This window comes from Parafannyhessea sp., assembly GCF_051876455.1.
GTDB lineage: Bacteria > Actinomycetota > Coriobacteriia > Coriobacteriales > Atopobiaceae > Parafannyhessea.
In genome coordinates this window covers 1-25,450 of sequence record NZ_JBJEHW010000029.1, presented here as the reverse complement: position 1 = coordinate 25,450, position 25,450 = coordinate 1, and the positions used below count along the sequence as shown (strand labels likewise).

Sequence of the window (25,450 nt, the reverse complement as noted above, 5' to 3'; positions counted from 1 at the left end):
GATGCCATAGAAACCACAATCACCGCGCGCGTGAACACGCTGGGTTGGAAGCGCAGGACCAGCGTGTTTGCGCCCTTGCGGCCCTGCACCGTGGGCATGCCGATGCGGTCAACCTTGAGCTTGTCTGCCGCGACGCGCCTCCCGTTTACGGTGACCTGGCTCTGCGCATACGTGATGACGGGCACGCGCACGCGTGCGGCGCCGTCCTGCCTCCACGTGAGCTCGAGCCCGCCATCGGCCAGAACCCGGTGGCCAAACGCGCCCGTCACGTGCGCGACCAGGACCTCGACCTGGTACTGGGCGGAAAGGCCGTGCGCGTCCGTCAGGTTGTGGTTGGGCAGGTAGTCCGGCGTGCGCTTGGATATCATGCCCATGAGCCGGCCCGGCTCCTGCGTGGTGGCCGCGCGCTGCAGGTCCGCCACGGAGGCGTCCGTCAGGTACATGACATGTGCGGCGCACGTGAAGCCCTCGTGGAACGCGCGCGACATCCACGCCACGCAGCCCGCCTGCGCCACCACCGCGGCAAAGGCAAGCGCAAGCGACGCCGCGAGCGCGAGGCGCGGGCGCGCAAGGTGGGGGAGAAGCGCGGGACGCGCGGGCTTCTCGCCCGCGGCGGGCTGTGCCGGCGTGGCCTCGGGCTGCGTCGCCAGGCTGCCCAGTGCCACGGCGAGCGCCGCAAACAGCAGCGGGTACGCCATGGCCGTGAGCCTCACGGGGAACTGGATCGTGTGCGTGAGCGCGGGCGCGGCCAGGCCGATGGCATCCCACGGCACGAGCCGGCTGGAAACCAGCAGGAATGCGGCGCCCACGGCCGCGAGCGGCAGCGCCACGGCGTCGTGGCGGCGCCACGCCCACGCGAGGGCGACGGCCAGCAGCGCAAGCGGCAGGATGCCGATGGTCAGCTTGGAGAAGAGCCCCGGGTCAAGGCCGAGCGCGCCCGCCCCCAGCATCATGCCCACGGGCTGGGCCGTGTGGTTCCTGAGCATGAGCTCCGCCAGGCCGGCCCACACGTCCGCCGTGAGCACCAGCGCCACGCCCGCCGCGGCCAGCGTGCGCAGGAGCATGTCGCGGCGCTCGCCGGGGCGCGTGGCACGCACCATGCCCAGCACCCAGAACGGCACGAGCACCAGCAGGAACATGGCGCAGCTCATCAGGTGGATCTGCGCCATGACCGCCACCACCAGCGCGAGGCTCAGCACGCCCACGCGCGGTCGGGCGCCCGTGTGGCGCCCGCTGGCCGGCACGTCGCGGCGGCGCGTGCCGGGCACGAGCATCCGCACGCAGACAAGCCCAAGGTAGGGGGCCAGGATAGCTCCCCAGGCGCCCATGTTGGAGTTTGTCTGCCAGCGAGCCTGCCAGCCCACGCACATGTAGGCGATGGCGACGGCGCAGGCCACCACGCGCCGCACGGCCAGCGCGCGCGGGTCATGGGGGCCGTCCTTCTCGCCCGGGGCGGGGCTCGCCGTACCCGCAGAGGCTGTCGAGCCCGCCGCGTCCGACGCGCAGACAGCCGCAAGGCTCGCCTCCTGCGCGCGACGGCAGAACGCGTACATGCCCAGCCCGCACAGCAGGTACGCGACCGCGTTCACCACGATCTGGAAGCGCAGCCACGTGCCAGTAAGCAGCAGCACCGCGCCCATCAGGTACGCGAACAGCGGCCCGTAGACGGCGTTCACCACGCGGCCGCACTGCTGGAAGCCAAAGTTCGTCTGCCACCAGCTGAGCCTCCCCGTGCGCAGCTGCATGTACGCGTCGTAGAAGCGCTGGAAGTGGAAGGTGGTGTCCGAGCCAATGAGCACGCTCTTCTCGCCCGCCTGGATGCCCACCATGAGCGCGGTCACCGCCACGATGGCGAGGCCCGGCGCGATCCGGGGGAGAAGCGCGTGGAGATTTGCGCGGGACGCCCCCCGCGTGCGCTCTGGCATGCGGGGGGCGTCCTTCTGCTGTGTGTCAGTTGTGGATGACATCTTGCGTCTGCCTTTACGACGGCGAGGCCTGGCGGCTCTGGGCCGGAGCTAGTGCTTGACCTTGGAGCCAAACTCCAGGTACTGCACCATGTCGAGGTCGCGGTAGGCCTTCGCGGCGTCGGAGTCGCCGCTCACGTTGGCGTCCGTCAGGTCCGTGGAGGTCTCCTTCCACTTGTTGTTGGTGTCCGCGTAGCCCATGAGCGTGAGGTACGGCATCTTGAGCTCGGTCTGGAGGTTGGCCTTCTGGTGGTTGGTCAGCGGCGCGCCGATCAGCTCCATCATGTAGCTGCTCAGGTAGTTGAGGCTGATCTCCTTGTTGGTGCTGGTGGCGGAGGTGCCGGCCACGTCGTAGTTGGCCCAGATGAAGTACTGCGTCTTGAACGTGCGCAGCTGGTGCGAGAGCGAGTTGGAGTCCTCGTTGGGGTACACGGCGTCGTTAAGGTAGTTGGAGCTGATGTTGGGCTGGTGGTCGCCGTAGAACACGAGCACGACGGGCTTGTTGAGCTGGCGCAGCTCCTGCATGAAGACCTTCAGGTCCTCGTCGGACGCCTTGATGCAGCTCACGTACTCGTTGAACTCCGCGTTCTCGTACGCGCTCACGTTCTTGAGCTGGTAGTTGGTCAGGCGGTCGGCCGGGATGTTGCCCGTGTCGTAGCCGGTGTGGTTCTGCATCGTGATGTCGGTCAGGAAGAGCGGCTTGTCGGAGGACTTGATGAGGTCGAGCATCTTCTGGTACGTGGAGAGGTCCGTCACGCCGTTGTGGAACACGGGCGCGCCCTCGAAGTCGCTGATGCTCAGGAACTGGTCAAAGCCGAGCTGCGGGTACACCTTGTCGCGGTTCCAGTTGCTGGGGATGTTGGGGTGGATGGCGATGGTGCCGTAGCCCAGCGCCTTGAACTGCTTGGCCAGGCTGTTGACGTTGCTGAAGTTGTACAGGTTGTACGGGTACTTGCCCGTGCCCACGTACGCCATGGAGTTGCCGGTCAGGAACTCGAACTCGGAGTTGCAGGTGCCGCCGCCCACCACGGACACGTCAAGCGTGCCGCGCGCGAGGGCGTCGCTGATGGAGTTGAAGTACTCCGGGCCGGTGTAGCCGGTGTAGCCCAGGTCGTAGAACTTGGACAGGTCCGAGAACGTCTCGTTCTGCACGAAGATGACGGTTGGCTTCACCTTGCTGAACTGCGCGCTGGCCGTCTTGTACGTCTGCGCGGCGTCCGAGCTGTCGTACTCCTTGGCGAGGGTCTTCTCGATCTTCTTGGCCTTGGCCGTGGTGTAGCCCTTGGGGACCTCGATCGGCATGCCGTACCACATGCTGAAGAAGCTGGTCAGGAAGCCGTGGTCCGAGTACGCCACGACCGGCTGCCAGAACTTGGTGCCCAGAAGCTGCGTCCACGCGTACGCCAGGTGCGTGGAGCCCCACGCGCCGGTGGCGCACACCACGGCGAGAAGGACGTTAATGGCCACGCGCGCGACCCTGCGGGGCTTGCGGGCGGCCTTGGGCTTGGAGCTCGTTGCGGCGTCCTTGCTGGCAGTTGCCTGCTGCACGGGGGCCACGTTCTTCTCGCCCGCGTCTGCCTTGGGCTCGGCGTCGGGCTTCCTGGCAGCGTAGGTGTCGGGCTCGACCTCCTGTTTGGAGTTCAGGCCGACGGCGGCGTTGCTCACGCGCGGGCTGATGCGGCCGAGCGCGAGGAGCGCCAGGTTGAGCGCCGCGCCGCCCAGCAGCACGGTGCCGCCGAAGTCGAAGCGCAGGCCGTCGGACACGGCAGCCGCCGTGCCAAGCGCGTAGACGTCGCCCGCCTGGATGACGGAGCCCTTGAGCACGACCACGAAGTACTCCACGATGCCCAGCACGAAGCAGGCAACCGCAACCGCGACGGCGCCCCAGCTGCGACGCTGGAAGAGGAAGTACATGGCGGCCATCGCGAACAGGATCATGGCCCAGTCGATCAGGCGACTGAGGAAGTTCATCGCAAGCAGGTTGACATGCCAGCAGATCTCGAGCGAGACGAACGCGAACAGCGCCGCCACGCACAGGCGGACGAGGTCGGTCTTGGCCCAGGGCGCGAGCGTCGTGTGCGCCCAGACGGAAAGGCGGCTCGGCTGCTTGCCGGCGGCCGCGGCTGCCTCGGCCTTCTTGCGCTTGGCTTCCGCGCGGGCCTCGCGACGCTCGCGGTGCTTGGCGGTCCACTTGGACATGGACTTGGGCGCCTTGGGCCAGTGCGGCCTGGTGCCCCTGGGGGCGTAGGCGCCCACGAAGTCGCGCACCGTGCGCAGGAACGTCTTGCCGTTCTCGCGGTGCAGCGTGCCCATCACGCACACGAAGACGCTCGCCGCCAGCAGGAACGGGGCGAGCGGGCTTCCCTTGTAGTAGCCCATGAGGCAGAACACGCCCAGGACGATGGGAAGTATTGCATAGGAGAGGGCCCAGACATAGGTACTGATGGAGAGCCTCCGGTACCCCTCCGTGGCACTTAGACGCCGCCAGCGTATGCACATGTAGACCACTGCGATGGCCGTTGCGAACGAAACCACCGCAAATAGAACGCTCGATGCTGACATAATTCTCCTAGTCGACAGTAAACATACAGGCTGAAGTATACGAGCGGGTAGTTTAAGGTTCGCATGAAGCGCTAATATCAACAGACAAACGATACGAAACTGGGTGTCAGCTATGTGGGCACGTTCTTCTCGCCCGCCGGCGCACGCGCATCTGGGAACGGGGGATATACAAATGAGTGCGGATGTGTATGGTCAGAGGCTGCACGCCGGCCCGCGCGGGAGGGCGTCGGTCGCGCCCGCTGCACCGGAGGACTCGACGGCTATGGCGGACACGACGGCTTCGGCGCCCCAGCCGAGCCCCGCTGCCCCGCGCATCCGTGAGGGCTACGTGCCGTTTGCCGGCTACCGGACGTACTACCGGATCGTGGGGGAGTGCGAGCCGGGCAAGCTCCCGCTGCTTGCCATACACGGCGGCCCCGGCGCGGCGCACTATTAAATAACCTCGCTCGACGGCATAGCGGAGAAGTACGGGCGCGCCGTCATCTACTACGACGCCCTGGGCTGCGGAAAGTCGCCGTGCCCGCCGCTGTACGACAAGTGGAGCGCGGAGTTTGCGGAGGAGCTCGTCTGCGTGCGCGAGGCGCTGGGGCTCGAGCACGTGCACCTGCTGGGGCAGTCGTGGGGCGGCATGCTCGCGATGCAGTATGCGACCCACCTGCCGGCGGGCGTCGCGAGCATGGTCGTGGCGTCGGGTCCGGCGTCGCTCGACCTGTGGCTGGACGAGGCGATCCGCCTGCGCAGCTACCTGCCGAAGGACATGCGAGAGGCGCTTGAGCAGGCCGACCGCGACGGCGACTACACGCGCCCCGAGGTGATCGCGGCCTCCAACGAGTATTACCGCCGCCATGTGCAGAAACAGCTCGACAGCGAGCTCGACCCCAAGTACGTGCGCCCCGCGGACGAGCCCGGCGACGAGCTCTACCACTTCATGCAGGGCAAGAGCGAGTTCGTGGTGACGGGCAAGCTCAGCCACTGGGACATCACGGACGACCTGTACAAGATCGAGATTCCCACGCTTTACACCTCCGGCGGTGCGGACGAGTGCACGCCCTACATCGCCAAGCAGGTGGTCGACCGCATCCCCAACTGCGAGTGGGAGCTCTTCAAGGGCGCGACCCACAACGCGCACGTCGAGTGCAAGGACGAGTACAACGCGCGCGTGGAGCGCTTCCTGGAACAGCATGAGTAGGAGCGCCCGGCGGGAGCCGCCGGCTCTCCAGGGCTCTGGCGTTCTTGAAGCCGCGCGTACGCTAGCGCACAGAACCAAACGTTCCTGACGGCATCGGGCATGGGGCGGCGGGTTCTGTACACAGGCGTCTCCCGCGTCGGGACCGGCTCGCACAGAACCTGGCGTTTCTTGCCGCATCGCGCAACGATCCACGGGTTCTGTGCCACCCTGGCCAGGCTGTCGCCAGGCCCCGAGGGTTCTGTACCAACGCCTTGCAAGGATGCGGGAGTTCTGTACCAGGCCCAATGATTAAGGAACGTATGATCGCAGGTGGGGAGTCCACCCCGATTAGCCCCGCGGCCGCCGACTGGCACACAACCCAGCCGAATCGGCATCGGCCCCTGCCAGCCCGCACAGAACCATCCGTTCCTTGCAAGGTGCCGACGCCTGGGGCGGGTTCTGTGTGCAGGCCTCCGAGGAGGGCGTACAGAACCAGGGGATCCTTGCCGCGTGACGCAACGAGCCAAGGGTTCTGTGCCGCCTGGGAGGTTCCGCCTCCAGAAGGGGGCGGTTCTGTACCACCGCTCTGCAAGCTCATTGGGGTTCTGTGCCAGGGCTCGCGGCGGAGGGAAGCGTTTCAGCAGTTGGCGGATCGTGGGTGAAGCCAGCGGGCCAAGCCATTGGCACAGAACTCGTCCAAGACGGCATTGGGCCCCCGAAGCACACAGAACCCCGCGATCCTTGCGGGGCCGCGTGGGAAGCAGGAGGTTCTGTACCAGGGACACTGGCGCCTCCGCACAGAACCCTGGGTTCCTTGCCAACTCTTGCAAGGTCCGAAGGGTTCTGTGCCGCCTGGGATGGCGCGCATCCAGAATGATGGGGTTCTGTACCGCGTTATCGCAACGAAACCAGGGTTCTGTGCCAGGGCGGAATGGCCTGGCCATAAGGATCCGCAGGTAGACCGTCCGCACGGGGTGCCGCGGCATCCGGTGACTGGTACAGAACCCGGCGGAGTCGGTGCCCCATGCCCCAGACGCGCACAGAACCCCGACCTTCCTCCGTGGCTTTGCAACAAGCCAAGGGTTCTGTGCCAGATACCCCGTGCCGCATGCCCGGCGCCACAGTCGGCGCCGGGCGTACACACGCATCCGCGCCACAGACGGAAATGGCGCGCGGCCCCCACCGGAAGCCACGCGCCATGCTCGCAACTATGTCAACCCAACGGCACCAACGGCGCCTAGTCTAGCTGCAGGAACGCCTTATACCCGCGGTACGCCTCGTACACGTCGGCCTTGCTCGTGGCCTCCCACGGCGAGTGCATCGACAGCACCGGTACGCCGCAGTCGATCACGTCCATGCCGTACTTCGCCAGGATGTAGGCGATGGTCCCGCCGCCGCCCGCGTCGACCTTGCCCAGCTCGGCGGTCTGGAAGTGCACGCCCGCGTCATCCATGCAGCGGCGGATCAGCGCCACGTACTCGGCGTTGGCGTCGTTGGAGCCCGCCTTGCCGCGGCTGCCCGTGTACTTGTTGAACGTGAGGCCGTGCCCCAGGTAGCAGGAGTTCTTCGGTTCGAAGACTGATGCGTAGCTGGGGTCGTACGCCGCGCTCACGTCGGAGCTCAGCATGCGCGACCTGCGCAGGCAGCGCCTCAGCGCAAGCTCGCCGCCCTCGCCGGCCAGCTCCATGACCTCGGCGATCGCGTCCTCAAAGAACCTGCTGGTCATGCCCGTGGCGCCCACGGAGCCAATCTCCTCCTTGTCCACCAGGATCGTGACGGCCGTGCGCCGCGGCGCCTCGCACTCGAGCTGCGCCACGAGGCTGGGGTAGGCGCACGAGCTGTCGTCCTGCCCGTAGCCCAGGATGAGCGAGCGGTCAAAGCCCAGGTCGCGCGCGGGGCCGGCCGGCACGACCTCGAGCTCCGCGGAGAGGAAGTCCTCCTCGTCGATGCCCAGCTCGCGGGCGAGAAGATCGAGCACTGCCGCCTTCACGGCCGTCTTTGCGCCTGGCTTTCCCTCGGCAGCGCCGCCCTTCTCGGCGGCATCCGCGTTCTTGGCGTCCTCGTCCACCTTGATGGGGCGGTTGCCCACGATCACGTCGAGCAGCTCGCCCTCGATCACGTCGGCGGCCGTCTTGGCCAGCTGCTCCTTGGAGAGGTGAATCAGCAGGTCAGACACGCAGAACACGGGGTCGTCCGGCGCCTCGCCCACGCACACGTTCACGGTGGTGCCGTCCTTCTTGCAGATGACGCCGTGGATCGCCAGCGGGATCGTGACCCACTGGTACTTCTTGATGCCGCCGTAGTAGTGCGTGTCCAGCGTGGCGAGCTCGCTCTTCTCTTCCAGCGGGTTCTGCTTCACGTCCAGGCGCGGCGAGTCGATGTGCGCGCCCAGGATGTTGAGCCCACGCTCGAGCGGCTCGGTGCCCAGCTCGATCAGGAGCAGGCCCTTGTCGTGGTTGGAGCAGTAGATCCTGTCACCTGGCTTTAGCGCCGTGCCCTGCGCCACGAGCTTTGCCAAGTCGCGGTAGCCGGCCTCGCGCGCCAGCGCCACGGCGGCCGAGCAGAACTCGCGCTCCGTCTTGTTTGCGCTGATGAAGCCCTTGTAGCCGTCGCAGATGCGCGTCAGGTCGTCCAGCTGCGCGTCCGTATAGTCGAGCCATGCGTTGGGTCGTTCCATGTTGCGTCCTTTCAAGTCGCGGGCGAGAAGAGCTAGTTCGTGCTCGAGGTCGTGCTCGTGGTGCCGGTTGTCTTGGCGGAGCTGCCGCTCGTGCCGGTGCCGGAGTTGGACGACGTGTCGGAGGTGCCGTTGCTGGTGCCGCTGTTGGAGCTCGAGGAGCTGCCGTTCCCGCTCGTGCTGCCGCTATCGGTGGAGCCGGAGTCGCTGGTGCCGGAGCCGGAGTTGGAGCTGGAGCTCGAGCCGGACCCGGAGCCGCTCGTGGAGCTGCTGGTGCCGGAGCCGCTGCCGCTCGTGGAGCTGGACGTGCCGCTGCCGCTGGTGGAGGAGGTGCCGCCCTGGCTGGTGGAGTCGCTCGTGCCGGAGGTGCTGCCGGACGACTTGGAGCCGCCCTTCTCGTCCTTCTTCTGGTCGCTCGAGCCGGACTTGGAGCCGGAGTCGGAACTCTTCTGGTTGTCTGCCGTGGTGTCGGTCTGGTTGGCGTCCGTGGTCTGCGTCTGCGTCGTGGTGGCGGTCGTGGTGGGGCCGATGCCCTGGCCCGCCGTCGCGAGGTTCACGATGAGCGCGTACACCAGCACGGCGGCAATGGCCGCGGCCGCCAGAACGATGGCGGTGCGGCGCTTGACGACCTTGTCGTGCCTGGTCTGGGCCGCGTTGCGCATGCTCTGCGGCGCGATGGGCGTGCCGGAGTCCGCGACGCCCTCCGTCTGGGCCGCGTCGTCAAGCGAGAAGGGCGTGGCCCACGCCTGCGTGGTGCCCGCGTCGGAGCGCAGGTTCTGCGTGCGGGCGTCCGCCCCGTCCGAGGGCGCGTCGTTGGAGAGTCCCTTGAGCTTCTCTGCGGACGCGCTCAGCATGCCCTTGTACACCTGCGACGCGATGGTCGTCGCGGCGGCGGCCACGCCCACGCCTATGATCGAGCCCGCGAGGCCGATCTTGGACTGCAGCGCAAAGGACGTGACGGCCGCGAGCGCGCTCGCGATGACCGCCGAGCCCGAGAACTCGGACATGATGCCCTTCTTGCCCTCTTGCGGCTGGCTGCCGTCGCCCTGGCCCTGCGCCGCGGGCGCCACCTGCGTGCGGTCCGCCTGGTAGGCGTCGCGGTACGCATCGCGCGGGCTGACGGTGGTCCTGCCTGCCACATAGCTTTGCTGGTTGCCCCGGCTACCCTGGCCACCCCGACTGCCCTGCGCCTGCGTCTGGTAGCCGCTTGGCTGATACGCGCCGCCTGCCTGGGCGCCGCCGGCCTGGTAGGCGCCCCTGGGCTGCACGGTCGTCTTGTCCGTCGAGGCCGCGTCGTACTGGCGATTCATCTGGTCGAAAGCCACTGCGAAAGACCAACCCTTCCTGTGTTCGGCCCCGCCCCCCGCGGAGCCGCGCGCCGCGCGTGGCGGCGCCCCTCCAGAATTGCTTACCCGACTATAGGCATCGGCTTCCGCGGCGGCGCATCTTCATGAAGTCAATGTAAGCCACAAGGCAAGCCACAAGCGACGGCACGGGCAAGCCGCAAGTGGCGGCACGGGCGACGGGGGAGGGGGCCGTCCTTCTCGCCCGACGTGGCGCGGCGGTCGGCAAATGCATTCGAATTGGGGACAAGTGGACGAGAAGGGCAAAATTCCGCATAAGCGTCCGACTCGGCTTATAAACGGAATGTTTCGCGGTAATATATCTGAAGTGAGAACGTCCATCACGTCAAATGGAGGTACACATGCTCGTTAACGCTGCTCACATGCTTCAGGCGGCAAAGGCTGGCCACTACGGAATCGCAGCCTTCAACACCAACGACCTCGAGTGGACCCGCTCCATCCTCACCGCGGCCGAGGAGACCCAGTCCCCGGTCATCATCCAGTGCACCTCTGGCGCAGCCAAGTGGCAGAAGGGCTTCAAGACCGTCGCCGACGTCGTGAACGACATGCTCGTCTCCATGAACATTACCGTCCCCGTCGCCCTGCACCTCGATCACGGCTCCTATGAGGACTGCTTCAAGTGCATCGACGCCGGCTTCACCTCCATCATGTACGACGGCTCCCACGAGGCCGAGTTCCAGACCAACATCGACCACACCAAGGAGCTCGTGAAGCTCGCCCACTCCAAGGGCCTGTCCATCGAGGCCGAGGTCGGCGGCATCGGCGGCACCGAGGACGGCGTGACCGCCGAGGGCGAGCTGGCCGATCCCGACCAGTGCGCCGCCATCGCGGACCTGGGCGTCGACTTCCTGGCCTGCGGCATCGGCAACATCCACGGCCCCTATCCTGCAAACTGGAAGGGCCTGAACTTCGACCGTCTGGCCGCCATCCAGGCCAAGACCGGCGACCTGCCGCTCGTCCTCCACGGTGGCTCCGGCATCCCCAAGGAGCAGGTGCTCAAGGCCGTCAACCTCGGCGTCGCCAAGATCAACATCAACACCGAGCTGCAGCTTGCCTTCCACTCCGCGATGCGCAAGTACGTCGAGAGCGGCAAGGACCTCGAGGGCAAGAACTACGATCCTCGCAAGTTCCTGAAGCCGGGCTTCGACGCCATCGTCGACACCGCCGAGGGCCTCATCAAGGACTTCGGCTCCGACGGCAAGGGCTGGGCATAGGCCTTACCTCCCGTCTGGGGTTCAATGGGGAGAAGATCTTCTCCCTTGCTTTAGGGCGTTTGAGGGGCTGGCCGCCTGGCTGGCCCCTTTCTTGTGCCGCGGGGTAGCGGCAGCGTCTGCCGGATGGGCCTGCCGTGGGGCCGCGCACCGACCGCGTACCGAAACTGCGGTACGCGGGCCGCATGCGTGCGGGGCATTGGGCCATACTTCTGTAAAGTACCCTGAAAGGTTGCCGCGCCGTCGCGCTTGGTCGCGACGCTGGCGCATGGCACGTGGGGAGGCCGAGATGTTCTGTCCCAACTGCGGCAGCGAGCTGCCAGACGACTCGAAGTTCTGCACCCAGTGCGGGTTCGACCTGAGCGAGGCCCGTGCGCGGGCGAACGGCGCGCCTGCCGACGGCGCCGTGGGAGGCGACGCCGGGGCGGGTCCCGTGCCGCCGACCAGCGGGGAGGCGCCCGAGGCTGCGACCGGCGATGGCGACGGGGACGGCGGAAGGCCGAAGGGCAAGGTTCCCAAGTGGCTGGTCGTGATGGCGATCGTGCTGGCCGTCGTGGTGGCCGGCCTGGCGGCGTACGCGATCACCACGTCCGTCACGGGGAGGGGCCAGACCTCGGCGCAGAAGGTCGTCAAGAAGCCGACGGACACGAAGGGCAAGTCTGGCGCGTCCTCGAAAGATTCCGGCAAGAGCGATGCCAGCGGGTCGGGAGATGGTGGCTCCAGCGCCACGACGAGCAAGGACAACGGGACCTCGACCAACAACAACGGGACAAGTAGCTCGAACGGCGGGTCGGCCACCACGAACGATTCCGCCTACGTGGTGGAGGCGGAGCACTTCAGGTGCACCCTGCCTTCCTACTGGCGTGACAAGGTGGACGTCGTGAAGAGCGATGACGGTCTTATCGTCTTCGCCAAGGGGTACGAGAACACCTCCGCGTGGTACAAGGAAGAGCTGGCGGAACTGCATTATATGGATGGCACGGAGCCGGACGTCGCCGGAGACATCGGCTACGCCATGATGTACAGCCAGGCGATAGGCGACCATCACGTGGAGGTCTGGGTTCCCAATTGGCCGTGGCTCGTGGCGGACGCCAACGCGAACGGCAGCCTGGACAGCTATGGGGTCCCCACGGAGGGGCTGAGGACGTTGATCGACCTTTCCACGGGCGGCAAGATCGGTTATGACCAGGTGCTGCAGCTGGGCGAGGATGACGAGCGCGTCTCCATGGCGTGCTACGACTTCATCAGCAGCCAGGCCTGGGACGTTCAGGCAGTGGGAGAGTAGGGGTTGTGGCAACTGGGCTTGCTGCCGCCCGCGATTGCTGATCGAGGGGTGCGGCTTGAGGTCAATCGCCCCTCGGCTGGCTGCCTGTAGAAAGAGTTTCCGCCCACGTTGTACGCGACCAGGGTTTGAGTGTACTTTGACGGACAAAATCCAAGCCGCGAGGCTCGATTTGGGCAATCGATGGTAGCTCACTCGTTGGCGTGTGGTACGAAAGGCTTGCTGTTCGGACTGAACGGCGATCATCCCGCTTCGACTCGGAGACTGTGACGGGAAAAGTACACTCAAACCCCTCCTAGTCGCATGAGGTCCGGAAATTCTTGTCAGGCGGATGTTCAGGGTCGATCTAATCCGTACGACTTCCGATGGAAAAAGGGGTCGCCATGCCGTGTGACATGGCGACCCCTGCTGGTACGTCGCTTTTGTGGGCGTGGTCGCGGCGCGCTAGTGCGTGGGATTGGCGCGGTCCTCCGCCGTACCGCCCGCGCGCTCGTGCATCTGGTCCACTATGTCCTGGAGCGTCTTGCTGTCCAGGTACGATGCAGTGACCTTGCCGAGGTCGCGCCACATCGTGACCGTGGGGCAGGTCTCGAACTGCGGGCAGATGTGGTCGTTGGTGCAGTCCAGGCAGTCGACCGGGGCCAGGGAGCCCTCGGCGGCACGAAGAATCGCACCCAGCGTGTACTCGCGCGGCTCGCGGGTGAGCCGGTAGCCGCCGCCCTTGCCGCGCAGGCTCTCGACGAAGCCCGCCTTGTGCATGAGCGAGACGACCTGCTCCAGGTACTTGCGCGAGATGCCCTGGCGCTTGGCGACGTCGCCGAGCGAGACCCATCCGGGATGCGTGGCCAGGTCGCCCATGATCCTGAGCGCGTAGCGCCCCTTCGTGGAGAACATGGAAGCCATGGCGCCTACTCCTCGTCGTGAGTGTGGGGAGGCATCGTGCAGCTGGCGGTCGCGGTGGCACCGGGCTCGCTCGAACCGTTCTCGAGCATCTCCTCGAGGGTGCGCCAGGCGAGCTCCGCGCACTTGACGCGCGCGGGCATGTGGCTCACGTCCTTGAGGGACGCGGCCTCGTCGAGGGCCGCGAGCTTGGAGTCGTCCGTCTCCTCGCCCCTGACCATGCGGCCGAAGAGCTTGCAGAGCTCGATGGCCTCCTGGGGGGTCTTGTCCACCATGAGGTCGCTCATCATGTCGGCGGACGCCTGGCTCACGGCGCAGCCGTGGCCCTGGTAGGCGGCCTCCTCGATGCGGCCGTCGTCCCCGATCTTGACGGAGAACGTGAGCTCGTCGCCGCAGGAGGGGTTGACGCCGTAGTGGGTGTAGGTGGGGTTGTCCATCTTGTACTTGTAGTCGGGGTGGGCGATGTGGTCCATGAACTGCGCGCTGTACAGGCTCGCGGGTGTGGAGCGGTCCATGCTACGCCTCCTTAGTGCCGACGGAGCCGCCGAAGATGGACCAGACCTTGTCCAGCCCCTCGACCAGGCGGTCGATGTCGGCCTTGTCGTTATAGAACGCGACGCTCGCGCGGCAGGTGGCGCGGTTCTCCACGTCGAGGTAGTTGAGCAGCGGCTGCGCGCAGTGGTGGCCGGCGCGGATGCAGACGTTGGACATGTCCAGGATCGAGGCCACGTCGTGCGGATGCACGCCGCGGACGTTGAACGCGACGGCGCTCACGTGCCTGCTGCCGTCCTTCGGGCCGATGACGTCCACGTAGGGGAGTGCGTTCAGGCGGTCAGTCAGGTAGGTGGCGAGCTCACGCTCGCGCGCCTCGAGCGAGGCCATGCCCTTCTCCGCGAGGTAGTCGATGGCGGCCTTGGTCGCGAAGGAGCCGGCGGCGTCCTGCGTGCCCGCCTCGAACTTCTGCGGCACGGGCGCCCAGACGGCGTCGGTCTCGGTCACGGAGTCAATCATCTCGCCGCCCGTGAGGAACGGGGGCATGGCGTCGAGCACCTCGGACTTGCCCCACAGCACGCCGATGCCCATCGGGCCGCCCAGCTTGTGGCCCGAGAAGGCCATGAGGTCGCAGTCGAGGTCACGCACGTCGACGGGGATGTGGGGCACGGACTGCGCGCCGTCGACCACCATGTAGGCGCCCACCTCGTGCGCGCGCCGCGCGATGGCCTTGACGTCGTTCTGGACGCCGAGGACGTTGCTGACCTGCGTGACGGACACGATCTTGGTGTGCGGGCCGATCTTGGCGGCGACCTCCTCCGGGGTGATGCGGAAGTCGTCGTCCAGGCGCAGGTACGTGAGCTTGGCGCCGGTGGCGCGGCAGAGCTGCTGCCAGGGGATCAGGTTGGAGTGGTGCTCCATGATGCTGATGACGACCTCGTCGTCGGGGCCGAGCACGACCTTGGGGCCCAGCGTGCGCGCCACGAGGTTGAGCGACTCGGACGCGTTGCGCGTGAAGACGATCTGGTTGCCCTGGGGGTTGCCCTCCTGGTCCACCGCGCCGATGAAGCGCGCGATGGCCTTGCGAGCCTCGTCGATGGCCTCGGTCGCCTCGACGGAGAGGCGGTACAGGCCGCGCAGCGGGTTCGCGTTCATCGTGGTGTAGAACGTGCGCTCCGCGTCGAGCACGACCTCGGGGCGCTGCGCCGTCGCGGCGCTGTCCAGGAAGGTGAGGTCCGGGTTCTGCGCGAGCAGCGGGAAGTCCGCCTTGTAGGGGTTCTGCTCGATGTCGTTAAGCTGTTGGGTGGTTAGCATCAGTCCGCGCTCTCCTTCGTGGCCGTTGCGGTGGCTTGTGCGTCCGTGTCCTTCTCGCCCGTGTCTGCCTCAAGCACGAGGCCAAGGGTGTCGAGAAGGTCCTGGGCGACCTCGGCCCCAAGCACCTGCTGGGCGCGCTCGAACACGGCCCTGCGGGCCAGGGGATGGTCGGCCTCGATGAGGGCGTCGTCGAACAGCGCGCGGACGAACAGGTTGGTGGCCTCGTCGCGGGAGAGGCCACGGTCCATGAGGTAGTCGATCTGCTCGGGCTCGACGGAGCCGATCGTGGCGCCGTGGTTGCCCTGGACGTCGTCCTCGTCGCAGAGGATGACCGGCATCGTCTTGTTGACGACGCCGTTGCCGTTGACGAGCACGGTCTCGGCCTCGTTGCCCTTGGAGCCGGAGCCGCCGTGGATGAGGTCGATCGTGGCGCGCAGCGACTTGTGCGCGGAGTCGTTGAGGATGCCGTTCTCGTGCACCTCGGTGCGGCCGGCCTTGCCCGCCATGCGCACGACGTGGTTGATGTCGAGCGTCTGCTCGTGCTCGCCCAGGTAGTGGGTCTGCAGGTCGACGCGGCCGTTGTCGCCGGCGAGCGTCGCCGTGGTGCCGAGCGCCGTGACGCCCGCTCCCAGCAGGAACTGGCGGATGTCGATCGTGGCGCCCTCGTCCGCGCGGATGCCCACGGACTCGAGGTGCTGGTGCGCGTCCGCGGTGGCGACGACCTCCACGAGCGAGAGGTGCGCGCCCGTCTCGACGATGATCCTCACGAGCGCGGCGGACGTCTGCGGATCGGCGGAGGTGCCGTGGGCGACCACGACGACCGTGGCGCTCGCGCCCTGGCGGATGAGGACGCCCGCGTCCCGCACGGTGCCCGCGTCAGAGTCGACGTCCACGACGATGGGGGCATGGTTCTTCTCGCCCGCCCTCACCTCGACGTAGGTGGAGTCGGCGGCCTGGGAGGTGACCCAGTCGGTTACCTTTGGGCCCATGCCCGTCTCGACCTTGTCGAACAGGCGGGGAAGCGCGAAGTAGACGTCTCCCTTGCGCGAGAGCTTGGGGACGGTGAGCGTGATGTCGTTTGTCTTGAGGTAGTTCCAGGTCTGCGCGGGCGGCGTGTTGACGCGCTCGAGGGTGACCGTGGGCTCCTCGGCGGTGTAGCTTGCCATTAGCCGATCGCCCCTTCCATCTCGATCTTGATCAGGTTGTTCATCTCGACGGCGTACTCGAGCGGGAGCTCCTTGGAGACCGGGTCCGCGAAGCCGTTGACGACCATGGTCCTGGCCTCGGCCTCGGAGCAGCCGCGGCTCATGAGGTAGAGGATCGTGTCGTCCGAGATGCGGCCGATGGTGGCCTCGTGGCCGACCTGCGCCGTGTTGTTGCGGATGTCCATCTGGGGGATGGTGTCGGAGCGGCTGATGTCGTCGAGCATGAGCGATGAGCAGCTGACCGTGGCGCGGGCGTTTGTGGCGTCCTTGCCGACGAAGACCGACGAGCGGAACGTGTTGACGCCACCGTCCTTGCTGATGGACTTGGCGTCCGCGGAGACGTTGGTGTCCTTGCCGAGCAGGATGAACTTGCAGCCCGTGTCGAGGTCCTGCGTGGCGCCGGAGAACGTGATGCCCGTGTACTCGCAGCTCGCGCGGTCACCCTTGAGGATTGTGGTGGGGTAGAGGTAGCTGACGTGGCTGCCGAAGCTGCCCGAGACCCACTCCATCTTGGAGTCGGCGCCGACCGTGGCGCGCTTGGTGTTGAGGTTGTACATGTTCTTGGACCAGTTCTCGATCGTGGAGTAGCGCAGGCGCGCGTGGTCCTTTACGAAGAGCTCCACGGCGCCGGCGTGGAGGTTGGCCTCGTAGTACTTGGGGGCGGAACAGCCCTCGATGAAGTGCAGGTCGGCGCCCGGCTCGACGATGATGAGCGTGTGCTCGAACTGGCCGGCGCCCTGCGCGTTGAGGCGGAAGTAGCTCTGGAGCGGGTAGTCGAGGTGCACGCCCTCTGGCACGTAGACGAACGAGCCGCCCGACCACACCGCGTAGTGCAGCGCCGCAAACTTGTGGTCCGTGGGCGGGATGAGCGTGCCGAAGTACTCGCGCACGACGGGCTCCCACTTGGGGTCGTGGATGGCGTCCTCGATCGTGGTGTAGACGACGCCCTGCTTGGCGACCTCCTCGCGCATGTTGTGGTAGACGATCTCGGAGTCGTACTGGGCGCCGACGCCGGCGAGGCTCTCGCGCTCGGCCTCGGGGATGCCGAGGCGCTCGAACGTGTCCTTGATGTCCTTGGGGACGTCGTTCCAGTCCTTCGCCTGCTTGGTCTTGGGGCTCACGTACGTGGAGATGTGGTCCATGTCGAGGCCCGCGATGCTGGGACCCCAGTTGGGGGCCATCTGCTTGTCCTGGTAGATCTCGAGTGCCTTAAGGCGCAGGTCGAGCATCCACTTGGGCTCGTCCTTCTTGGCGCTGATGGCGCGGACGATGTCGGGCGTGAGTCCGTCGGCGTAGCGCTCGTAGCCCTCCTCCGACTTCACGAAGTCATAGAGGGAGCGGTCGACGTCCTCGACCTGGGTCCTCTTGCTCTTCTCGGCCATCGCTACGCCTCTGCCTTCTGGGCGGCCGCGCCGTCCTGCTCGAAGCGCGCGAAGCCGTTCTGGTCGATGTCGTCGATCAGGGACGCGGGACCCTCGGCGACGAGGCGGCCCTTGACCATGACGTGGGTGCGGTCGACGTCGAGCTTCTCGAGGATGCGCGTGTTGTGCGTGATCATGAGGAGCGCGCCGTCGCACTCGCTGCGGTAGGCCTCGATGCCGCGGCTGACGACGGAGAGCGCGTCGACGTCGAGCCCGGAGTCGGTCTCGTCGAGGATGGCCAGCTTGGGCCTGAGGAGCAGAAGCTGGAGCATCTCGACCTTCTTCTTCTCGCCGCCGGAGAAGCCGACGTTGAGCTCGCGGGTGAGGAAGCCCTGGTCCATGTCGAGTTGGTCACAGATCTCGCCGACGCGCTGGCGGAACTTGCGCGCGGTCATCTTGAGCTCGGGGCGCAGCTGGGTGATGGTGCGCAGGAAGCTGTACAGGGGGACGCCGGGGACCTCGACGGGCGCCTGGTAGGAGAGGAAGATTCCCGCGAGCGAGCGCTTGTCGGGGGTGAGGTCCGTCACGTCCTGGCCGTCGAATGCGATGGTGCCGCCGGTGACCTTGTACACGGGGTCGCCCATGATGACGTGGCCGAGCGTGGACTTGCCCGCGCCGTTGGGGCCCATGAGGACGTGGGTCTCGCCTGCGCCCACGGAAAGGTTTATGTCATGGAGGATGGGTTTCTCCTCCGTGCCTGCCGAAAGACCGGAGATGTTGAGTAGCTGTGACATGGCGCCTCTCTCTTTACCGGGGCCGGCGCCGACGCGTCGCGGTCCCTGGTCGCTCGTGCCGGGGTGGCAGCGCGTCCGGCGCGCCGCCCTGACGTAAATCCTACTTACGAAGGGGGATTTTACCCCGACATGTGTGATGTTTTCAATCTTCTGGGGAGGTTTTTCTGGCGTCACAGGCAATTCATAGTTGGGCGGTGGCAATTGGCGAGCGGGTGGCGTGGTGGGCGGGTGGGACGCACAGAACCCTGGTGACCTCGGAGGATGCCGCGACGTGACGCGGGTCCTGTGCGTTATGGCTGGGGGTCAGCACAGAACCGACTGCTGCTTACGGGATTCGGCGAGGCGGGTGGAGAGCTGTGCGGCAGGCGAACAAGGTCTGGCACAGATTGCGGCCAATGTGGCGGTATGCCGCAAGGAGCCTGGGGTGCTGTGCCGTTCGTGACGGGACGCTTCCGGTTGAAGAGGGTTCTGTACCACGCGGGCGAAAGAATCGCACGGTTCTGTGCGGGGCAAGATCGTTCGAAAACGTATGACCGCAGGTAAAGCTAGTGTTTAAGCGATCTCGGGAGGTCCTGGTTGGTACAGGACTCCGTCGACTTGGTTGCGGCGTTCCTCACTTGGCACAGAAGCCGCATGACCTTGCGTGGTGGCGTGATGCAAGGGATGTCCTGTGCGGGCTTGCTTGCGTGTCTGGCACAGAACCGGCACGAGCTTGCGAGATGTGGTGATGTGGTATGAGGTCTGTGCAAGGGTGACCTTAGGGCCGGTACATATCCATGTCGGTGTTCCTAGATGCGGCAAAGAGTCTGGGGAACTGTGCCATTCGTAGCTGCGCTTCCGGCTGGAGGGGGTTCTGTACCACGCAAGTGGGAGGATCGTGGGGTTCCGTGCAGGTTGCGATCGTTCGAAAACATATAGTTGCAGGTAATGACTGGCATGAAGACCGGGACGGGATTCCCGGTTGGCACAGAACCCCGTCCATCTGGCGTCAGCACATCCCATCGGGCACAGGAGCCCCATGACCTTGCGTCGTTTCGTGGGGTGGAGGGGGTTCTGTTCGGCGTAATCGGAGGAAGCTGGCACAGAATCCAAGGATCCTCATGGTCGCGTAAGCCCGTTGGGGTTCTGTGCCTACCGTGCTGACGGTGGCGTGGCCGGTTGGCTGGGCGTCGCAGGTCGTGCCGCTAAACCATGGCCGCAGCCTGCTGTGTTATGGGCATGAAAATGCGCACCGGCCGTGGCTGGCGCGCTGAAGCCTGACGATGTTCGTTTGTGCCGGGCCAGGCCGTGGTCGTGCTTCGGCGACGGCGGGGCGGCCTGGGCGTCAGCCGACTTGGCCTGCGAGTTCCGCGGGCAACGCCCAGGAGGGCTTCTCCCACGTGACGCTCCCGTCCGGCGCGATCTGCGAGGGGTGGGGGAGGATGCGGTTCAGCAGGTCGTTGCGGCGCTCGCGGATTCGCTGCGTCCCCTTCCTCAGGCGGTAGCCGATCTCGTGGGCAATGTCGCCGACGAGCTGGTTCCGCAGCTCGCTTCTGACGATCTGGGTGATCGTGACGTCTACCACGGGGCAGCCCGCCCTCTTGAGCAGGAGCTCGCGCGTGATGTCCCGCGCGACGTCCTTGTGATAGGCGCGCCCCAGGTACTCTATGGCGACGCCGCCGGGCTTGCCGGCGCGCCGGTAGAAGAGGTCCACCAAGAAGTGGCCCGTGCCTGCCGCTGCCGCAACGTCCTTGGGAAGCTCGACGCGATGGTTGAGCTGCGGCCTGGGCAGGCCGTAGCCGCCACGGCGTCTGCTCATGGAGAGGAGCATCGCCGTCGTGGTCTCCATGGGTGACCGCGCGAGGTCGTGCGCGCACGCCAGGGCCCGCCGCGCCTTCGTCACGTTCCTCGTCCCGCGAAGCTTTGCCAGGAAGTCGCCGATCCGCTCGATCGAGGTGAGCGGCTGCCGGTCCACGAAGCCCCGCGCGTCCGCGCTGGGGAAGTATCCGCCGCACAGGCTGCTCGCGAGCTGTGCCAGCTCGATCACGTCCAGGTACTCCGCCATCTGCAGGTACGCCAACTCCGGGGACGCGACGGCCACCCCGTCGCAGAGGCTCAGCAGCGCGCCCTCCGGAAGCGCGCGGGACCAGGCGTGCGGGTAGGCGAGCCTCGTCCTGCGCCGGTTGGAGCCCGGGCGGACCAGGATGTCGATGGCCCCGGTACCGGCGACGTCCCATCCCAGTGCCTTGGCGATCTCGGGCAGCCGGTCCGCGAGCTCGCGGCGCGTGCCCAGCCCAACGGCGCCGCGGCATGCGCCAAGCGGCGCGCGCAGCCGTGGGCTGCACAGGATCCATAGGGCCGTGGTATGTGATATCAGCACCGTCATTGCCACATCGTGGCACGCCCGGCTTGCACCTGGATCGCGCATGCCTTGCCCCAGCCTTTTGCGTGCGTCGCGTCCGCCCGCATCCGTGTCCTAGGTGCAGGCACCGCCGCCGGGCGAGAAGGACCGCCCATCAATCCCGCATCCAGCTTCCCAACTGCGGTCCATCCCTTCTCCACACACCAGCCGCGTCTGCTACGATTGACCCCACGGGATTCGCTGGTACGAGGGATTCGCCGGCGCAGGGGGCGCCGTGTCCCCGTGGGCACGGGGCGTCGCATCCCCACGGGCCCGGCGACGGGGCCAGTTGCCGCGGCGGCGCCGCATCCGCGCCGCATGCGCCGCTCGCGCGAGAGGGAGAAGGACATCGTGAGCACTTGGCAGTCGTTCGGCAGGTTCATCGGGGCGCACATGGCGCCAATAGCCATCGGCTGCGTCGTGGCCGCGTGCGCCTTCCCGGCGCAGCTGTCGTACCTGGCCCCCGCAGTGCCGTGGCTGTTCGCGCTCGTGTCGTTCCAGGGGGCGCTCACCAACGGACTGCGCAACCTGGGCCACGCCGTGCGCCACCCGTTGCCCATGGTCGCGACCATCGTCGTGGCGTCAGTCGTGATGCCGGTTGTCGCGTTCGTGCTGGCAGAGGCCCTGTTTGGGGGCAGCCCCAACCTCGTGACGGGCCTCGTGCTCGAGTACAGCGTCCCCGTCGCGGCCATATCCACCATGTGGGTCGCCATGTACGCCGGGGACGTGGCCCAGGGCCTCGCCACGCTCATGGTGTCGTCGCTCCTGGCGCCGGTGACCATCCCGGCCACGCTCCAGATTCTGCTGGGCCACGCCGTGCGCGTCGACGCGGGTCCCATGATGCTCTCGGTCGTGCTGACCGTCGCGCTGCCGGCCCTGTGCGGCATGCTGCTCAACGACCTCACCCGCGGCTGGGCGGGCTCGTCCCTCTCGCCCGCCGTCATGCCGGCGGCGCGCGTGGCCATCGTGCTCGTGATCGCGTCCAACGCCACGGGGGCCGCGCCGTACCTCACGCACCTGACGCCGCAGCTTGTGGGCGTGCTCGCGTTCATCCTCGTGTTCGCGTCCACGGGGTACCTCGCGGGGCTCGCGCTGGCGCGGCGCATGGGGGAGGGCGTGCCGCAGACCGTCACCATGGTGTTCCAGTGCGGGATGCGAAACATCTCGTGCGGGGCGGTCATCGCGGCGCAGTTCTTTCCCGCGCAGGTCATGTTTCCCGTGGTGGCGGGCACGCTCTTCCAGCAGGTGCTCGCGGCCACGTACGGCAAGCTTATGGGCCGCCTGCTCGGCGTGGCCCCGGACGCCCCGGTGCGGTCATGACGGCGGGTAAGAAGGGCGCGGCCTCCCGCTCGGAGGCGTCCCGCGACGCGGCCCGCATCGTGGCGGCGAGCTTCTTCATGCAGCTCGGCTTCCAGGCCACGTACTTCGTGGGGATCATCGGGTGCGCCACGTACGTGCTCGGCGCGGACGCGTTCGCCGTGTCGGGCATGGTGCTCGTCCTCAACCTGGCGCTCGTGGTCGCGGGGCTCGCGGCGGGCCCGCTGGTGGACGCCGTGGGACCGCAGAGGACGCTGTCCTTCTCGCTCGCGCTCATGTCCGCGGCGGGCCTGGCGGGTTGGCTCCTGCCCGTGAGCTACCCGCTCCTGTACGCGGTCGCGGCGCTGCAGGGCGCGCTCTTTGGCCTGGCCACCACGGCCATGGACGCGTACCCGCGCTTCGTGTCCGCCGACGAGGCGTTCCTGCTGCGCGCCAACAGCCTCGTGAGCTCGGCCGCGAGCGTGGCCGTCATCGCGGGGCCGGCGCTGGGCGCGCTCATCGTGTCCGCGTTCCCCACGCAGGCGGACTTCGCGGTGCTCGCGTTCGCGCCGCTGCCGGCGCTGGCGCTCGTGCGCGCCACGGGCGAGAAGATCGTGCCCTCCCGCCCGGAGTCCGCCGCGGGCGGCGGCCGGGGCTTTGCCGCGTCGCTTGTGGAGGGCGTGCGCGTCACGTTTGTGGACGGCAGCCTCAGGCTGCTCTTTTTGGTGGGCTTCCTGGGGTTCTTCGCGTACGGCGCGTTCGACTCGCTCGAGTCGCTCTTCTACCGCGACGTGCTGCACGCGGGCGCGCAGTGGATGGGCTGGCTCTCGTCCATCGCGGGAGTGGGCGGCACGGTGGGGTCGCTTCTGGCCATGCGCGTGCCCACCAGGCGGCTTAACGTCACCACGCTCTCGCTCATGCTGCTGGTCACGGGCGTGGGCTCCATGATCTACGTGGGCACGGGCTCCATCGCGTGGGCGTGCGCGGGACAGCTGGTCACGGGCCTGGGCTTTGGCGCCATGGGGCCCATCCGCACCACGCTCACGCAGCGCTACGCCAGCTTCGAGCAGGTGGGCCGCGTCATATCCGTCATGCGCGTCGGCATGAACAGCGCCGGCGTGCTGCCGCTTCTGGTGGCGCCCTTCCTGGCAGACGCCTTCGGCGTGCAGGCCGTGCTCTTCTCGGCGTCCACGCTCGTGGCGCTCATCGCGGTGGGCTTCGTGGTGGGCACGAGCCGCGGCCGTGGCAGCGGGCCGGACGGCGGCGGCTCCCGCGGCGGTGGGTCGGACGGCGCATCCCGCGGCGGCCGCGCGTAGCCCGTCGCGCCCGGCAACGTAACGGTGCGGTTGCGCGCGGGGCGGCGCGGCCACCCGCGCGGGCCGCGTTTGCGTATGATGGGTCGCATGCAAACCGCAAGCAAGCCGCAAGGAGGGCTGCCATGGCACTGTCCCAGGACGACGTGGCGCAGATCGCGGACTACGCGCGCATAGCGCTCACGCCCTCGGAGCTCGAGCAGATGACGACGTACATGAACGAGGCCGTCGACCTTCTCGAACCAATCACCCACTATGACCTCGACGGCGTCGACCCAACGTTCCATCCCATCGGGGACCTGTCCAACGTGATGGGCGAGGACGTGGTGGACGACTCCGTCCGCGCGCTGCCCATCGACGTCGCGCTCAGGAACGCCGGCTCCACGCACGACCGCTACTTCCGCGTGCCCTCCATCCTGGGCGACTCCGAGGAGGACTTCTAATGGCTAGCCTCGACTCTCTCTCCGCGGCGCAGGTCGCCGCGGGCGTCGCGTCCGGCGACTTCTCGGCCACGGAGGTGGCCCAGGCCGCGCTCGACGCAATCGACTCGCGCGAGAAGGACGTCCAGGCCTTCCTGCAGGTTTCCGCGGACCTCGCGCTCGAGGCGGCCAGGCGCACGGACGCGCGCCGCGCGGCGGGGCAGGAGCTCGGCCCCCTTGCCGGCGTGCCCGTGGCCTTCAAGGACAACATGCACCTGGTCGGCACGCGCACCACCTGCGCATCCAAGATGCTCGCCAACTACGACTCCGTGTTCACGGCCACGTGCGTGCAGCGCCTGCTGGACGCCGGCGCCACGCCCGTGGGAAAGACCAACATGGACGAGTTCGCCTTTGGCAGCACCACGGAGTCGTCCGCGTTCCACCGCACCAACAACCCGTGGGACACCGGCCGCGTGCCCGGCGGCTCCTCGGGCGGCTCGGCGGCCGCCGTCGCCGCGGGCGAGGCCACGATCGCGCTCGGGTCCGACACGGGCGGGTCGATCCGCCAGCCGGCCAGCTTCTGCGGCGTCGTGGGCATGAAGCCCACCTACGGCGCGGTCAGCCGCTACGGCGTGGTCGCGTTTGGCTCGTCGCTCGACCAGGTGGGGCCCTTCGGCCGCAGGGTCGAGGACGTCGCCCTGGCCATGAACGCCCTCACGGCCGAGGGGGCCGATCCTCTCGACAGTACCTCGCAGGACTGCGCGGTGGACTTCCTGGAGCACCTGGACGACCCGGTCGAGGGCCTCACGGTGGGCGTGGTGCCGCAGCTCATGGAGGCCAAGGGCCTCTCGCAGGAGGTGCGCGACGCCCTCACGGCAGCCGTGGCCTCGCTCGCGTCGCAGGGCGCGCGCGTGGTCGAGGTCGAGCTTCCCAACATCCAGTCGGCCATCGCGGCCTACTACGTGATCGCCCCGTGCGAGGCCTTCAGCAACCTCGCGCGCTTCGACGGCGTGCGCTACGGCTACCAGGAGCCCGACTGCCAGACGCTGGCCGAGCAGACGTCGCTCAGCCGCGCGCACGGCTTTGGCGAGGAGGCCAAGCGCCGCCAGATGCTTGGCGCGTACCTGCTCTCCAGCGGCGTGTACGAGAAGTACTACTATCCCGCGCAGCAGGTCCGCACCCTCATCACGCAGGACTACGCCCGCGCGTACCAGAAGTGCGACGTCATCCTGCTGCCGAGCGCGCCCACCACGGCGTGGCGCTTTGGCGACGTGAGCGACCCCACGCAGATGTACGCGTCGGACATGTTCACCATCAGCAACAACATCTGCGGCAACGGCGGCATATCCGTCCCGCTGGGCCTGGCCACGCAGTCGCACATGCCCGTCTCCGCGCAGCTGCAGGGTCCCGCCTTCAGCGACCGCAAGCTGCTGCGCTTCGCCCGCGCTCTCGAGCGCGGCGTGGACCAGGGGCTGGGCCTGGGCGGCGGCGCCCCCGTCGCGCCCGACTTTGCCGGAAGGGGAGGTGACCTGTAGTGAAGAAGCTCCAGGAGGTCCTGAAGGACTGGGAGGCCGTCATCGGCCTGGAGGTCCACACCGAGCTCACCGCGCTCGACACCAAGATGTTCTGCAACTGCCGGCTCTCGCACGACGACCCGCCCAACACCAACGTGTGCCCCGTGTGCCTGGGCATGCCGGGCGCGCTGCCCGTGCCCAACCGCAAGGCCATCCAGTCCATCGTGATGGCGGGCC

At 67.5% G+C, this 25,450-nt stretch carries 19 protein-coding genes and 1 pseudogene; 9 read left to right on the top strand and 11 right to left on the bottom strand.

All coding sequences use genetic code 11. From position 1 onward, the window contains the following. Both ACI38Z_RS01340 and ACI38Z_RS01335 read right to left on the bottom strand, forming a co-directional pair. Positions 1–1,925, bottom strand: a 1,925-nt coding sequence (locus ACI38Z_RS01340; RefSeq protein WP_439788393.1) for a hypothetical protein, incomplete at its 3' end; no start/stop codon positions are given. Positions 1,926–2,015: 90 nt separating this feature from the next. Further along, positions 2,016–4,526 carry an LTA synthase family protein gene (locus tag ACI38Z_RS01335; RefSeq protein WP_439788392.1) on the bottom strand — a complete coding sequence of 837 codons (2,511 nt, stop codon included), beginning with the start codon at positions 4,524–4,526 and terminating at the stop codon, positions 2,016–2,018. Positions 4,527–4,788: 262 nt separating this feature from the next. Here ACI38Z_RS01335 and ACI38Z_RS01330 point away from each other — a divergent pair, with 262 nt between their 5' ends. Together ACI38Z_RS01330 and ACI38Z_RS01325 are read left to right on the top strand one after the other, a co-directional pair. Further along, positions 4,789–4,962 (top strand): hypothetical protein, encoded by a 174-nt coding sequence (locus tag ACI38Z_RS01330; RefSeq protein ID WP_439788391.1) that lies wholly within the window; start codon positions 4,789–4,791, stop codon positions 4,960–4,962. Then, the gene (locus ACI38Z_RS01325) at positions 4,963–5,715 is read left to right on the top strand and encodes a proline iminopeptidase-family hydrolase (RefSeq protein ID WP_439788394.1); all 753 of its coding nucleotides are present in this window, start codon (positions 4,963–4,965) and stop codon (positions 5,713–5,715) included. Between the two features lie 1,216 nt (positions 5,716–6,931). Here ACI38Z_RS01325 and ACI38Z_RS01320 read toward each other — a convergent pair. Next, positions 6,932–8,371: an aminopeptidase gene (locus ACI38Z_RS01320; protein ID WP_439788390.1), complete on the bottom strand. Its 1,440-nt coding sequence runs from the start codon at positions 8,369–8,371 to the stop codon at positions 6,932–6,934. A gap of 32 nt (positions 8,372–8,403) precedes the next feature. Next, positions 8,404–9,693 carry a hypothetical protein gene (locus ACI38Z_RS01315; protein ID WP_439788389.1) on the bottom strand — a complete coding sequence of 430 codons (1,290 nt, stop codon included), beginning with the start codon at positions 9,691–9,693 and terminating at the stop codon, positions 8,404–8,406. A 380-nt stretch (positions 9,694–10,073) separates the two neighbouring features. Here ACI38Z_RS01315 and fba point away from each other — a divergent pair, with 380 nt between their 5' ends. Together fba and ACI38Z_RS01305 are read left to right on the top strand one after the other, a co-directional pair. Continuing rightward, positions 10,074–10,946 carry a class II fructose-1,6-bisphosphate aldolase gene (fba, locus tag ACI38Z_RS01310; protein WP_439788388.1) on the top strand — a complete coding sequence of 291 codons (873 nt, stop codon included), beginning with the start codon at positions 10,074–10,076 and terminating at the stop codon, positions 10,944–10,946. A 265-nt stretch (positions 10,947–11,211) separates the two neighbouring features. Beyond that, positions 11,212–12,228, top strand: a complete 1,017-nt coding sequence (locus tag ACI38Z_RS01305) for a zinc-ribbon domain-containing protein (RefSeq protein WP_439788387.1) — start codon at positions 11,212–11,214, stop codon at positions 12,226–12,228. 441 nt (positions 12,229–12,669) lie between these two features. On the opposite strand, the gene ACI38Z_RS01300 is transcribed toward ACI38Z_RS01305, so the two are convergent. From ACI38Z_RS01300 to ACI38Z_RS01270, 7 genes are all read right to left on the bottom strand, one after another. Further along, positions 12,670–13,128 (bottom strand): RrF2 family transcriptional regulator, encoded by a 459-nt coding sequence (locus ACI38Z_RS01300; protein WP_439788386.1) that lies wholly within the window; start codon positions 13,126–13,128, stop codon positions 12,670–12,672. Positions 13,129–13,133: 5 nt separating this feature from the next. Continuing rightward, entirely contained in the window at positions 13,134–13,640 is a 507-nt protein-coding gene (gene sufU, locus ACI38Z_RS01295) for a Fe-S cluster assembly sulfur transfer protein SufU (protein WP_439788385.1), read from the bottom strand. Between the two features lies 1 nt (position 13,641). Next, the gene (locus tag ACI38Z_RS01290) at positions 13,642–14,931 is read right to left on the bottom strand and encodes an aminotransferase class V-fold PLP-dependent enzyme (protein ID WP_439788384.1); all 1,290 of its coding nucleotides are present in this window, start codon (positions 14,929–14,931) and stop codon (positions 13,642–13,644) included. After that, complete coding sequence (locus tag ACI38Z_RS01285; protein ID WP_439788383.1) at positions 14,931–16,097, bottom strand: SufB/SufD family protein; 1,167 nt, start codon at positions 16,095–16,097, stop codon at positions 14,931–14,933. The genes ACI38Z_RS01290 and ACI38Z_RS01285 overlap by 1 nt, the downstream gene beginning before the upstream one ends. Then, complete coding sequence (gene sufB, locus ACI38Z_RS01280) at positions 16,097–17,518, bottom strand: Fe-S cluster assembly protein SufB (protein WP_439788382.1); 1,422 nt, start codon at positions 17,516–17,518, stop codon at positions 16,097–16,099. Before sufB ends, ACI38Z_RS01285 begins: the two co-directional genes overlap by 1 nt. Positions 17,519–17,520: 2 nt before the next feature. Beyond that, the gene (gene sufC, locus ACI38Z_RS01275) at positions 17,521–18,291 is read right to left on the bottom strand and encodes a Fe-S cluster assembly ATPase SufC (protein WP_439788381.1); all 771 of its coding nucleotides are present in this window, start codon (positions 18,289–18,291) and stop codon (positions 17,521–17,523) included. A gap of 1,324 nt (positions 18,292–19,615) precedes the next feature. Then, entirely contained in the window at positions 19,616–20,656 is a 1,041-nt protein-coding gene (locus ACI38Z_RS01270) for a hypothetical protein (RefSeq protein WP_439788380.1), read from the bottom strand. 366 nt (positions 20,657–21,022) lie between these two features. Here ACI38Z_RS01270 and ACI38Z_RS01265 point away from each other — a divergent pair, with 366 nt between their 5' ends. The 5 genes and pseudogenes from ACI38Z_RS01265 to ACI38Z_RS01245 all read left to right on the top strand — a co-directional run. After that, a complete protein-coding gene (locus ACI38Z_RS01265; protein ID WP_439788379.1) occupies positions 21,023–21,991 on the top strand; it encodes a bile acid:sodium symporter family protein in 969 nt (322 codons plus the stop codon). Continuing rightward, on the top strand, positions 21,988–23,283 hold the full coding sequence (locus ACI38Z_RS01260; RefSeq protein WP_439788378.1) for an MFS transporter: 1,296 nt from the start codon (positions 21,988–21,990) through the stop codon (positions 23,281–23,283). Before ACI38Z_RS01265 ends, ACI38Z_RS01260 begins: the two co-directional genes overlap by 4 nt. A gap of 122 nt (positions 23,284–23,405) precedes the next feature. Continuing rightward, entirely contained in the window at positions 23,406–23,723 is a 318-nt protein-coding gene (gene gatC, locus ACI38Z_RS01255) for an Asp-tRNA(Asn)/Glu-tRNA(Gln) amidotransferase subunit GatC (protein WP_439788377.1), read from the top strand. After that, positions 23,723–25,234, top strand: coding sequence for an Asp-tRNA(Asn)/Glu-tRNA(Gln) amidotransferase subunit GatA (gene gatA, locus ACI38Z_RS01250; protein WP_439788376.1), 1,512 nt, complete (start codon positions 23,723–23,725; stop codon positions 25,232–25,234). Before gatC ends, gatA begins: the two co-directional genes overlap by 1 nt. Further along, positions 25,234–25,450 (top strand): annotated as a pseudogene (locus tag ACI38Z_RS01245) (Asp-tRNA(Asn)/Glu-tRNA(Gln) amidotransferase subunit GatB); the annotation flags it as partial. The gene gatA and the pseudogene ACI38Z_RS01245, both read left to right, overlap by 1 nt.

Excerpts from the sequence above, each read along its gene's own strand:
- ACI38Z_RS01330 (WP_439788391.1), top strand. The coding sequence starts at position 4,789 with ATGGCGGACACGACGGCTTCGGCGCCCCAGCCGAGCCCCGCTGCCCCG.
- sufB (WP_439788382.1), bottom strand. The coding sequence starts at position 17,518 with ATGGCCGAGAAGAGCAAGAGGACCCAGGTCGAGGACGTCGACCGCTCC.
- ACI38Z_RS01320 (WP_439788390.1), bottom strand. The coding sequence starts at position 8,371 with ATGGAACGACCCAACGCATGGCTCGACTATACGGACGCGCAGCTGGAC.
- ACI38Z_RS01305 (WP_439788387.1), top strand. The coding sequence starts at position 11,212 with ATGGCACGTGGGGAGGCCGAGATGTTCTGTCCCAACTGCGGCAGCGAG.
- ACI38Z_RS01260 (WP_439788378.1), top strand. The coding sequence starts at position 21,988 with ATGACGGCGGGTAAGAAGGGCGCGGCCTCCCGCTCGGAGGCGTCCCGC.
- gatA (WP_439788376.1), top strand. The coding sequence starts at position 23,723 with ATGGCTAGCCTCGACTCTCTCTCCGCGGCGCAGGTCGCCGCGGGCGTC.
- ACI38Z_RS01270 (WP_439788380.1), bottom strand. The coding sequence starts at position 20,656 with ATGACGGTGCTGATATCACATACCACGGCCCTATGGATCCTGTGCAGC.
- sufC (WP_439788381.1), bottom strand. The coding sequence starts at position 18,291 with ATGTCACAGCTACTCAACATCTCCGGTCTTTCGGCAGGCACGGAGGAG.
- fba (WP_439788388.1), top strand. The coding sequence starts at position 10,074 with ATGCTCGTTAACGCTGCTCACATGCTTCAGGCGGCAAAGGCTGGCCAC.
- ACI38Z_RS01300 (WP_439788386.1), bottom strand. The coding sequence starts at position 13,128 with ATGGCTTCCATGTTCTCCACGAAGGGGCGCTACGCGCTCAGGATCATG.
- ACI38Z_RS01290 (WP_439788384.1), bottom strand. The coding sequence starts at position 14,931 with ATGCTAACCACCCAACAGCTTAACGACATCGAGCAGAACCCCTACAAG.
- gatC (WP_439788377.1), top strand. The coding sequence starts at position 23,406 with ATGGCACTGTCCCAGGACGACGTGGCGCAGATCGCGGACTACGCGCGC.
- ACI38Z_RS01285 (WP_439788383.1), bottom strand. The coding sequence starts at position 16,097 with ATGGCAAGCTACACCGCCGAGGAGCCCACGGTCACCCTCGAGCGCGTC.
- sufU (WP_439788385.1), bottom strand. The coding sequence starts at position 13,640 with ATGGACCGCTCCACACCCGCGAGCCTGTACAGCGCGCAGTTCATGGAC.
- ACI38Z_RS01335 (WP_439788392.1), bottom strand. The coding sequence starts at position 4,526 with ATGTCAGCATCGAGCGTTCTATTTGCGGTGGTTTCGTTCGCAACGGCC.